The 10352-nt window shown below is 74.0% G+C and carries 10 protein-coding genes; 2 read left to right on the forward strand and 8 right to left on the reverse strand.

The window, feature by feature from the left end; all coding sequences use genetic code 11:
- Positions 1 to 49: 49 nt before the first annotated feature.
- The 5 genes from KS423_RS27555 to KS423_RS27575 all read right to left on the reverse strand — a co-directional run bounded on the left by KS423_RS27555 (position 50) and on the right by KS423_RS27575 (position 6082).
- Entirely contained in the window at positions 50 to 1723 is a 1674-nt protein-coding gene (locus KS423_RS27555; RefSeq protein ID WP_224282478.1) for a multicopper oxidase family protein, read from the reverse strand.
- 83 nt (positions 1724 to 1806) lie between these two features.
- Positions 1807 to 2988: an ABC transporter ATP-binding protein gene (locus tag KS423_RS27560; protein ID WP_224282479.1), complete on the reverse strand. Its 1182-nt coding sequence runs from the start codon at positions 2986 to 2988 to the stop codon at positions 1807 to 1809.
- A gap of 60 nt (positions 2989 to 3048) precedes the next feature.
- Entirely contained in the window at positions 3049 to 3882 is an 834-nt protein-coding gene (locus KS423_RS27565) for a carbohydrate ABC transporter permease (protein WP_224282480.1), read from the reverse strand.
- Entirely contained in the window at positions 3879 to 4808 is a 930-nt protein-coding gene (locus KS423_RS27570; RefSeq protein WP_224282481.1) for a carbohydrate ABC transporter permease, read from the reverse strand. The genes KS423_RS27565 and KS423_RS27570 overlap by 4 nt, the downstream gene beginning before the upstream one ends.
- Positions 4805 to 6082, reverse strand: a complete 1278-nt coding sequence (locus tag KS423_RS27575; RefSeq protein ID WP_224282482.1) for an ABC transporter substrate-binding protein — start codon at positions 6080 to 6082, stop codon at positions 4805 to 4807. Before KS423_RS27575 ends, KS423_RS27570 begins: the two co-directional genes overlap by 4 nt.
- Before the next feature lie 223 nt (positions 6083 to 6305).
- On the opposite strand from KS423_RS27575, the gene KS423_RS27580 reads away from it, so the two are divergent.
- Both KS423_RS27580 and KS423_RS27585 read left to right on the forward strand, forming a co-directional pair.
- A complete protein-coding gene (locus tag KS423_RS27580) occupies positions 6306 to 7154 on the forward strand; it encodes a universal stress protein (RefSeq protein ID WP_224282483.1) in 849 nt (282 codons plus the stop codon).
- A 32-nt stretch (positions 7155 to 7186) separates the two neighbouring features.
- A complete protein-coding gene (locus KS423_RS27585) occupies positions 7187 to 7750 on the forward strand; it encodes a YbaK/EbsC family protein (protein ID WP_224282484.1) in 564 nt (187 codons plus the stop codon).
- A gap of 21 nt (positions 7751 to 7771) precedes the next feature.
- Here the strand turns inward: KS423_RS27585 and KS423_RS27590 are convergent, their stop codons facing one another.
- From KS423_RS27590 to KS423_RS27600, 3 genes are all read right to left on the reverse strand, one after another.
- The gene (locus KS423_RS27590; RefSeq protein WP_224282485.1) at positions 7772 to 8623 is read right to left on the reverse strand and encodes an ABC transporter ATP-binding protein; all 852 of its coding nucleotides are present in this window, start codon (positions 8621 to 8623) and stop codon (positions 7772 to 7774) included.
- Positions 8620 to 9741 (reverse strand): iron chelate uptake ABC transporter family permease subunit, encoded by a 1122-nt coding sequence (locus KS423_RS48120; protein WP_224282486.1) that lies wholly within the window; start codon positions 9739 to 9741, stop codon positions 8620 to 8622. Before KS423_RS48120 ends, KS423_RS27590 begins: the two co-directional genes overlap by 4 nt.
- A partial coding sequence (locus KS423_RS27600; RefSeq protein ID WP_224282487.1) for an iron ABC transporter permease occupies positions 9738 to 10352 on the reverse strand: 615 nt, incomplete at its 5' end. The genes KS423_RS48120 and KS423_RS27600, both read right to left, overlap by 4 nt.

A 10352-nucleotide genomic window follows, 5' to 3' on the forward strand; every position in this document is an offset into this window, starting at 1 on the left:
GCCCGGGCGGGGAGGCGCGGGCACGCCCGCCCGGCCCTGACCGCCAGGCTCAGCGGTCGGTCGGCAGGGGCCGATCCAGCCGCCCCGGCCGCCGCGGCTTGACGTAGTCGACCAGCTGCATCATGCCGAGGTCCTCGTGCTGGAGCTGGTGGCAGTGCAGGACGGTACGGCCGGTGAAGTCCTCGTACGCGACCAGCAAGGTGACGGTGTCGCCCGGCTTGCCCCCGGCCAGGTCCACGGTGTCCTGCCACACCGGCGGGTCAAGCCGCTCACCGTTGCGGTGGGTGACGAGGACGTGGTTGGTGTGCAGGTGGAACGAGTGGTGGAAGCCCGGCGCGGTGTCGTCGGTGCGCAGGGTCCACCGCTCGACGGTGCCGAGCTTCAGGGTGTGGTTGACGCCCTCGGGGTCGAACAGGCCGTAGGCGGGGTCGCGGGTGAGGTCGCCCTCGGGGTCGGCTGCCGGGGTCGGGTGGCTGCCGAGGAGGCGGTAGGCGTTGGCGAACGGCTTGTCGAAGACGCCCGGGTCGACGTGGAAGACCACCGTGCGGTCGGCGTCGGGGTTGGCGATGTCGCCCTCGTCGAGGAACGGCTTGCCCTGCGGCAGGGTGGCCGGCAGTTCCATCGGAGGCTTGACGGCCTTCCCCGCCACCTCGACCGTCATCAGCGGGACGGACACGCCCTTGGCCCGCAGTTCGTACGTCCCGGCCCCGCCGCCCCGCACCAGCACGTCGGCGCGGTTGCCGGGGGCCAGGAGCAGCAGCTCGGTGGCGACCGGCGCGGGGAAGGTCACGCCGTCCTTGGCGATCTGATGCATCGTCAATTTCGCATCCCCGTCGGCCACCTGGAGCGACAGCGTGGTGAAGCCGATCGCCGCCACCAGCCGCCAGCGCTGGACCTCGCCCGGGCGCAGCACGAGGGTGGGGTTGACCTCGCCGTTGACGGTGAAGGTGGACGGCGTGCCGGTGAGCGAGTTGTCGGCGGTGAAGTCGGGGACCCTGCCGTCCTTGAGCTTGAGTTCGTTGATGCAGACGACGAGGTCGGCGGCGGCCGCGATCTCCGGCACCTCGTCGACGTCGCCCTCGACGATGACGACTCCGGTCATCCCGCCGGCGATCTGCCCGGCGGTGGCCCCGTGGACGTGCGGGTGGTACCAGTACGTGCCGGCCGGGTGGTCGGCCGGGATGTCGATGACGGTCAGGTACTCCGGCTCCGGGGCGCCGGCCTCGACCTCGTCGGCCGTGCGCGGTGCGAACTCGCGCAGGATGTTGTCGGCCTTCCCGGACGGGGAGACGTGCAGGCCGTGGGTGTGCAGGTTGAAGCTGTTCTCGCGGTGCGGGTGGTTGTGGTCGCCGTCGTACGGCCGGTTGGGCGGCAGGCCGTTGACCTGGGTCAGCCGCAGGGTGTCGCCGGCGCACACCCGCAGGGTCGGCCCGGGGATGGTCCCGTTGTAGGTGCGCGTGGTGACCGTGCCGTACCCGGGGACGTGGGTGTCCGTGAACCGCACGTCGAGCGTCTGGTCGAGCACCTCCCCCGACCGGCCGGAGCCCGGCCGCGAGGCGCGTGCGGCCGATCGCGAGGCCCGTACGGCGGGCTGCGGGAAGGACGCCGTGGCGGCTGCCGCCCATGCCGGGGCGAGGATCCCGTCGGAGGCCGCCCCGAGGACGGCGGCTACGGGGAGGGCCTTGAGCATCGACCGGCGACTGATTCCGACATCTTCTCTCATATCCGGGCAATGTAGGTCGGCTTATGGACGGCCATGGTCAGGCACACCGCGCGTCGGCCAGGGGTTGGGCCTTCCGTGCCAAGCTACGAACGCTCCGGGTTGGTCAGGTTGGCCCCGCTGCGGGGGTCGAAGACGTGGATGCGCGCCGTGTCCACCCACAGCTCCAGCGGGCTGCCCTCGGCGGCCCGGGTGCCGGTGCTCAGCCGGGCGACCACCCGGTGCTCCTGCATGCCGGTGTCGGCCCGGCCCGAGTCGGCGGCGAGCTCGGCGAGTTCCTCGGTCGCCGCCGGTCCGTCCTCCTCCGCGAAGTGGACGTAGACGTCCGAGCCGACCGACTCCCGGACGTCGACGGTCACGGTGACGGTGGCCCCTCCGGTGTGCCCCTCGGCCAGGGCGGCGTCCTCGAAGTCCTCGGGGCGGATGCCGACGATCAGTTCGCGCGGCGCGTGCGCGCGCTCCAGGGCGCGCCGGGTGCGGTCGTCCAACGGCAGGTCGCCCAGCGAGGTGCGCAGGGCGTTGTGCTCCAGCACCGCGCCGAGGACGTTCATGCCGGGCGAGCCGATGAACCCGGCGACGAAGAGGTTCACCGGCTCGTCGTACAGCTGCTGCGGCGAGCCGACCTGCTGGACGACGCCGGAGCGCAGCACCACCACCCGGTCGCCGAGCGTCATCGCCTCGATCTGGTCGTGGGTGACGTAGACGGTGGTGGTGCCCAGGCGGCGCTGGAGGGCGGCGATCTGGGTCCGCATCTGCACCCGGAGCTTGGCGTCCAGGTTGGACAGCGGCTCGTCCATCAGGAAGACCTTGGGGTCGCGGACGATCGCCCGGCCCATCGCGACCCGCTGGCGCTGCCCGCCGGAGAGGTTGGCCGGCTTGCGGTCCAGGTGCCGGGTGAGGTCCAGGATGCGGGCGGCCTCCTCGACCTTGGCGGCGATGGTCGGCTTGTCGACCTTGGCCAGGCGCAGCGCGAACCCCATGTTGTCGCGCACGCTCATGTGCGGGTAGAGGGCGTAGCTCTGGAACACCATCGCGATGTCGCGGTCCTTGGGCGCGCGGTCGTTGACCACCTCCCCGGCGATCCTCAGGCTGCCCTCGGTGATGTCCTCCAGCCCGGCGATCATGTTGAGCGTGGTGGACTTGCCGCAGCCGGACGGGCCGACCAGGATCACGAACTCGCCGTCGGCGATGGTGAGGTTGACGTCGTGGACGGCGAGGACGCCGTCGGGGTAGCGCTTGGTGATGCCGTCGAGGACGATCTCGGCCACGGTCCGCCTTCCTGGTCCGCCGGGTGGGGCGGGCTCGTCCGTTGGGTCTCGGGTCGGGCCTCAGCCCTTGACTGCGCCGGCGGTGAGCCCGGCGACGATGCGGCGCTGGAACAGCAGCACGAAGGCCACGATCGGGATCGTGATGATCACGGCGGCGGCCGCGATCGAGCCGGTCGGCTGCTCGAACTGGGAGCTTCCGGTGAAGAAGGCGATGGCCGCCGGAACCGTCCGGGCCGAGGTGGTGGAGGTCAGCGAGATCGCGAACAGGAAGTCGTTCCAGCAGAAGACGAAGACCAGGATGGCGGTGGTGAACACGCCCGGCGCCGCCAGCGGTGCGATGACCAGCCGGAACGCCTGCCACGGCGTGGCCCCGTCCACCTTGGCCGCCTTCTCCAGGTCCCAGGGGATCTCCCGGAAGAACGCCGAGAGCGTGTGGATCGCCAGCGGCAGCGAGAAGGTCGTGTACGGGATGATCAGTCCGAGCCAGGTGTCGAACAGGCCGAGCGCCCGCTCGATGTCGAACAGCGGCGAGACCAGCGAGATCGGGGGGAACATCGCGATCAGCAGGGACACCCCGATCAGCATTCGCTTGCCGGGGAAGCGCAGCCGGGCCACCGCGTACGCGGCCATCGTGCCGAGCACGACCGCGACGGTGGTGGCGATCACCGCGATGCCGATCGAGTTGACCAGGGCGCGGGTGAACTCCGAGGTCTGGAAGATGCCGCGGTAGTTGGCCAGGGTCCACCGGCGGGGCACGAAGTCGCCGTCGGACAGGGTGCTCGGGGCCTTGAAGGAGAGCGCCGCGATCCACCACACCGGGAACAGCGCGTAGAGCACGACCACCAGGTTGGCGATCCCCCAGCCGGTCACCGTCCGGGCGTGTCCGCTGCTCATCGCCGCTCCGGTTCCGTGCCGGGCGCGGCCGCGCCGAACAGCTTGACGAAGACCAGCGCGATGAGCGCCACGCAGACGAAGACCAGCACCGAGACCGCCGAACCGATGCCCAGGTTGAGCGCGGTGAAGAGGTTGTCGTAGCCGAGGATCGACACCGAGCCGGTGCCGTTGGCGCCGCCGGTCAGCACGTAGATGTTGTCGAAGATCCGGAAGGCGTCCAGGGTGCGGAAGAGCAGCGCGACCAGGATCGCCGGCTTCATCAGCGGCAGGATCACCAGCCGCAGCCGTTGCCCGGAGCTCGCGCCGTCCACCATCGCCGCCCGGACCGTCTCGTCCGGGACGAGTGCCAGGCCGGCGAGCAGCAGCAGCGCCATGAACGGGGTGGTCTTCCACACCTCCGCGAGAATGATCAGACCGATGGCCGGCCACTGCTCGGTCAGCGGGGCGCTGCCCTGCGGCAGCAGGGCGGCCAGGTACCCGGTGCCCGGCGTCCAGGCGTACTGCCAGGAGTAGGCGGCGACCACCGTGACGATCCCGTACGGCACCAGCACCGCGGTGCGCACGGTGCCGCGGCCGAAGATCGTGCGGTGCATCACCAGCGCGAGCGCCAGGCCGAGCGCCAGCTCGACGGCCACCGACACCACGGTGATCAGCACCGTGACGCCGAGCGCCTGCCACCAGAAGGGGGAGGCCAGCACCGCGCCGTAGTTGGCGAGGCCGACCCAGTGCGCCTGCTCGGGGAAGCGCAGGTCGTAGCGGTGCAGGGAGAGGTAGACGGCGTAGACGATCGGGTACGCGGTGACGGCCAGCATCACGATCACCGCGGGGGCGCACAGCAGCAGGCCCAGCCTGCGCTCCTGGCGGGCGCCGCGCGACGGCCCGGCCGGTTTCGGCGGGGCCGCGGCGGCTTCGGTGGACGGTGTCACGGGATCAGCCCCTTCGAGCCGAGGGCGTCCTGGATCTGCCCGTGGAGGTCGGCCACGTTCTGCTCCGGGTGGATGTCGGCGGGCGGGGAGAGGGTGTGCGAGACGGCGATGGAGACGTTCTGGTAGGCCGGGGTCTGCGGCCGCACGCTGGCGGAGTCGAGGGCGGCCAGCACGTCGGCGGCGAACGGGTAGCTGGCGGTGAGCTCGGCCGTCCCGTACAGGCTCCGCAGCGAGGGCGGGAGGCCGCCCTTCAGCGCGTTGGTGAGCTGGTTGTCCCGGTCGCGCAGGCACAGGGTGGCCTCGGCGGCGAGGTCGGGGTGCCGGCTGTAGGCGCCCACCGCGAGGTCGATCCCGCCGATGGTCACGCTGGCCGGGCGGTCGGCGGTCACCCCGGGGTACGGGGCCCAGCGGAAGTGCGGGAACAGCTCCGGCCGGTTGGCCTTCATCGAGGGGTAGACGAAGGGGTAGTTGAGTTCGAACGCGGCCGTGCCGGACTCCATGGCGAGCCGGTTCTGGTCCTCCATCTGGTTGGGCAGCGAGGGGTCGGCGGCCTCCGAGACCGCCAGGTCCCGCATCACCCCGGCGGCCGTGACGGCGGGCGCCCCGAGCGAGGGCGCCTGCGCGTCGGGGGTGAGGATCGAGCCGCCCGCGCTGGTGACCAGCGTGTTGAACCAGACCGTCAGGCCCTCGTACTGGGCACCCTGGATCTCCACGAAGTGCGGCTTGCCCTCGCGGGCCAGCTCCTGCGCCCGGGAGAGCATCTCCGCCCAGGTCCTGGGCGGGGTCGGCACCAGGTCGTCGCGGTACCAGAGCAGCTGGGTGTTGGAGTTGTACGGCACCGCGTACAACCGGTCCCGCCAGGTCGCGGTCCGCACCGCCGCGTCGAGGGTGTCGGCGGTGGCCTGCTCGCGCATCGCCCCGGTCCACTCGCGGATCCAGCCGGCCTCGGCGAACTCGGCGGGCCAGGTGACGTCCAGGCCGAGGATGTCCACGCCGGCGTCGTGCGCCGCCATCCGGCGCACCAGCTGCTGGCGCTGGCCGTCCGCGCCCCGGGGCAGCTTGTTGTAGCGGACGGTGTAGCGGCCGCCGGACTGCTGCCCGCAGCGGTCGGCGGCCTGCTGGAGGGCACCCGAGTCGTCCGGGAAGTTGTACCAGTTCAGGGTGACGGGGCCGCCGTCCCCGCCGCCCCCGCAGCCCAGCAGGGCGGAGGCGAGCACGGCCAGTCCGGCGGCTGCGCTCGTCCATCGCGAGCGGACATCGGGGACCCTCGGCATCGTTCTCCCGGGCTGGGACGGAGCGGCCCGGCCGACCCTAGCCCGGCGCCCCCTCCGGGCCCGGGCGGGCCGCGCCGCCGGTCGGACGGCCGACCAGCCGGACGGCCGAACCGGGGCCACCGGAGCGCCACCCGGTCACCCTCCGTACCGCGAGCCGCTTCCGGGAGGCGCCCGCCGGGACCGGCGCGGATACTGGGGCCGCACCGGAACTGAGGAGCACGCCGTGACCGGACACGTCGTCGTCGGATTCGACGGCTCACCCGAAAGCCTGGCCGCCGCCGCGTGGGCCGCCCGCGAGGCGCAGCGCCGCGGCCTGCGTCTGGACGTCCTCCAGGCCTGGCCCCGGCCGAAGCACCTCGCACCCGGGAGCGAACGGGGCGACCGCCCCGCACTGGCGCAACTGGCCGAACGCGAGGGCGAGTTGCGGGCGCTGGCACCCGAGGTGGCGGTCTCCGCCACCTCGGTGGCCGCCGACCCCGTCGAGGCGCTGGAGGCCGCCGCGCAGGGTGCCGCCCTGCTGGTGCTCGGCTCGCACGGGCTGGGCACCCTGCGCGGGTTCCTGGTCGGCTCGGTGAGCCAGGAGGTGCTGCGGCGGGCGGCCTGCCCGGTGGTGCTGGTGCGGGCCGGCGGGGACGAACCGGCCGGCGCGGTGACGGTCGGCCTGGACCTGGCGCACCCGGCGGACGAGGTGCTGGCCTTCGCCTTCGAGGCCGCCGCGCTCCGCTCGGCGCTGCTGCGGGTGATCCACGTCTGGTCCCCGCCGGCCGGCACCGAGTACATGTCCTACGGGGCGATCGGCGGGCTGGAGGGCGAGGTCTCCGGCGTGGAGCGCAGCGGGCTCGCGCAGGCCCTGGAGCCCTGGCGGGCCCGGCACCCCGAGGTGGCGGTGACCACCGACCTGATCCGCGGCAAGGCCGCCGTCGAACTGGTGGACGCGGCCGCGGCGGCCCGGCTGCTGGTCGTCGGCCGCCGCGTCCGGCGGATGCCGCTGCGCCATCACCACCTCGGCCCGGTGGCGCACGCCGCGATCCACCACGTGCACTGCCCGGTCGCGGTCGTCCCGTACGGCTGACCAGGGTGCCGGACGCGCTACAGTCCGGTCCCATGAGTGAGTCCGTACGCCCGCCCTTCGGGAACTTCGCCACCACCGCGGCCGCGCTGGAGGTCTGCGCGGACCTCGCCGCGCCCGTCGCCGACGCGCTGAAGAACTGGGGCGCGCCCGGGGCGGCCGCCTCGGTGCTCTACGTGGACAGCGATCCGGAACAGGCGGACACCGCCGTCTTCTGCACGGCCTACGACGTGCCGCCGGAACTCTCCGCCAACTGCGTGGTGGTCGCCGCCAAACGCGCCGGGGAGGTGACGCTGGCCGCGTGCCTGGCCCTGGCGACCACCCGGGTGGACGTGAACAAGGCGGTGCGCACCCACCTGGGGGCGCGCAAGGCGTCCTTCGCGCCGATGGACACCGCGGTCGAGCTGACCGGCATGGAGTACGGCGGCATCACCCCCGTCGGTCTGCCCGGCGACTGGCCACTGCTGATCGACGAGGCGGTGGCCGCGGCCCCGTACGTCCTGGTCGGCAGCGGCCGGCGCCGGGGCAAGCTCATCCTGCCCGGGTGGGCCCTGGCGAAGCTGCCGGGCGCCCAGGTGCTGCCGGGCCTGGCCGGCTGACCGGACCGGCGGCCGGGACCGTCACCGGGCCCGGGCGGGGCGGGCGCTGAGAGCGACCGGGCAGACCACCGGGGTGCCGTGCACCGGGTCGGTGAGGATCGCGCTCTCCACCCCGTACAGCTCGCGCACCAGCTCGGGGGTGACGATGTCGCGCGGCGCGCCCTGGGCGGCCACCCGGCCGTCCCGCATGGCCACCATGTGGTCGGCGTAGCGGCAGGCGGTGGTGAGGTCGTGCAGGACGAGGACGACGGTGCGGCCGCGCCCGGTCAGGCCGCGCACCATCTCCAGCACCTCCAGGGCGTGGCCCATGTCCAGCGCCGAGGTGGGTTCGTCCAGCATCAGGATGTCGGTGTCCTGGGCGACGGCCATGGCGATCCAGGCGCGTTGGCGCTGGCCGCCGGAGAGGGTGTCCAGCGGGCGGTCGGCCAGCTCGTGCAGGTCGGCGGCGGTGAGCGCGTGCTCCACCGCCTCGGCGTCGGCGGCGGACCACTGCCGCAGCAGGCCCTGGTGCGGCTGGCGGCCGTAGCGGACCAGGTCACGCACGGTCAGCCCGTCCGGGGCGGTGGCGGACTGCGGCAGCAGGCCGATGATCCGGGCGATCGCGCGGGTGGGCAGCGAGGTCAGCGGCTTGCCGTCGAGCAGCACCGCGCCGGAGCGCGGGGCGATGGTCCGGGCGAGGCCGCCGAGCAGGGTGGACTTGCCGCAGCCGTTCGGGCCGACGATGACGGTGACCTGCTGCTGCGGCAGTTCGAGGTCGAGCTCGCGCACCACGATGGTGCGGTCGTGGCCGAGACTGAGCGCACTGGTCGTCAGCCGGTGCGCGTCGGCGGCGGTCGCGGTGCGGTGCGCGTCGGCAGCGGTGCGGGCGGTCATGCGGTCCTCCGGGGACGGGTGGTGAGCAGCAGCCAGAGCAGGTAGGGGCCGCCCACGACAGCGGTGACCAGGCCGGCCGGCACCTCCAGCGGCGACAGGACGGTGCGGCCGATCAGGTCGGCGAGCAGGGTGAAGACGGCTCCGGCGGCGGCCGAGGTGAGCACCGGCACGCAACGCGGTCCGGCGATCCGGCGGGCGGCCTCGGGCGCGGCGAGCGCGATCATGCCGAGCGGTCCGGCGACGGCCACCGCCAGGCCCGCGCAGACCACGGCGACCACCAGGACGCCGGCCCGCAGGCCGCGCACCCGCACGCCCAGCCCGGTGGCGACGGCGTCGGAGAAGCGCAGCAGCGACAGCCGGCGGCCGAGCAGCACGGCGGCGGGCAGGCAGACCAGCAGGCCGAGCCGGAGGTGGCCGACGGCGTCGGCGTCCCGGCTGTTGAGGGTGCCGACCGTCCAGGCGTAGGCGGAGTTGGCGGCGTCGATGGCGGCGCGGGAGAGCATCAGGTTGGTCACCGCGCCGAAGACCGCGCCGATGCCGAGGCCGACCACCAGGAAGCGGTAGCCGTTGCGGCCGGCCCCGCCACCGAGGGCGAAGGCGAGCGAGGCGGCGGTGGCGGCGCCCACCAGGGCGGCGGCGGAGGGCAGCAGCTGGGTGGCGACGCCGGTGACGGAGGCGACCGCGAAGGCGGTGGCGCCCTCGTTGAAGCCGACGGTGTCCGGGGTGGCCAGCCGGTTCTGGGCGAGGGTCTGCATCAGGCAGCCCGCGACGCCGAGGGCGGCGCCGACGGCGAGTGCGGCCTCGACGCGGGGCAGCCGCAGCTTCTCCACCAGCAGCACGTCGCGCGCGGTGCCGTCGCCGAAGGCGGCGCGCAGGGCGGTCACCGGGTCGAGGTCGGTCTCGCCGACCGCCAGGCAGACGGCGGTCACCGCGACCACGACGAGCAGCAGGGCGGTGCAGCCGAGCAGCGGCCGGACCGGGACGAGCACCGAACGGCCGCCCAGGGCGAGCAGCCGGGTGCCGGGCGGTACGGGCGGCGCCAGCCGCCGGGTCGCGGCCGAGGGGCTGTCAGGGCTCGGCGCGTTCTTCACGGCGGCGGTGTTCACAGGGGCCTTCACAGCGCGGGCATTCTGTGCGAGCGGACGACGGCGACCAGGACGGGGGCGCCGCACAGGGCGGTCATCACCCCGAGCGGCATCTCGTACGGGCGGGCGACCAGCCGGGAGGCCACGTCGGCGAGCAGCACGACGGCCGGCCCGAGCAGCGCGGACACCACGAGCAGCCGGCGCAGGTCCGGGCCGACCAGGGCCCGGGCGGCGAACGGCACCACCAGGCCGACGAAGGAGACCGGTCCGGCGATCGCGGTGGCGGCGCCGACCAGCAGCGCGACGGCGGTCACCGCGAGGGCGCGGGCCCGGCGGGGCTTGTGGCCGAGGCCGGTGGCGACGTCGTCGCCGAGGCTGAGCGCGGTCAGCGCCGGGCCGGAGAGCAGCGCCAGCACCAGACCGAGCAGCAGGACCGGCAGCACGGCCGACAGTTGCTCGGTGCCGCGGCCGGCGACCGAGCCGATGGTCCAGAACCGGATCTCGTCGGCGGCCCGGGCGTCGGACAGCAGCAGGACGGAGGAGCCGGCGTTCATCAGCCCGCTCAGCGCCGCGCCGGCGAGCACCAGCCGGACGGGGTCGTCGCCGGTGCCGCGCAGCCGGGCCGCGCCGAGCGCCAGCAGGCA

This window comes from Streptomyces sp. LS1784 (assembly GCF_020103755.1).
GTDB lineage: Bacteria > Actinomycetota > Actinomycetes > Streptomycetales > Streptomycetaceae > Kitasatospora.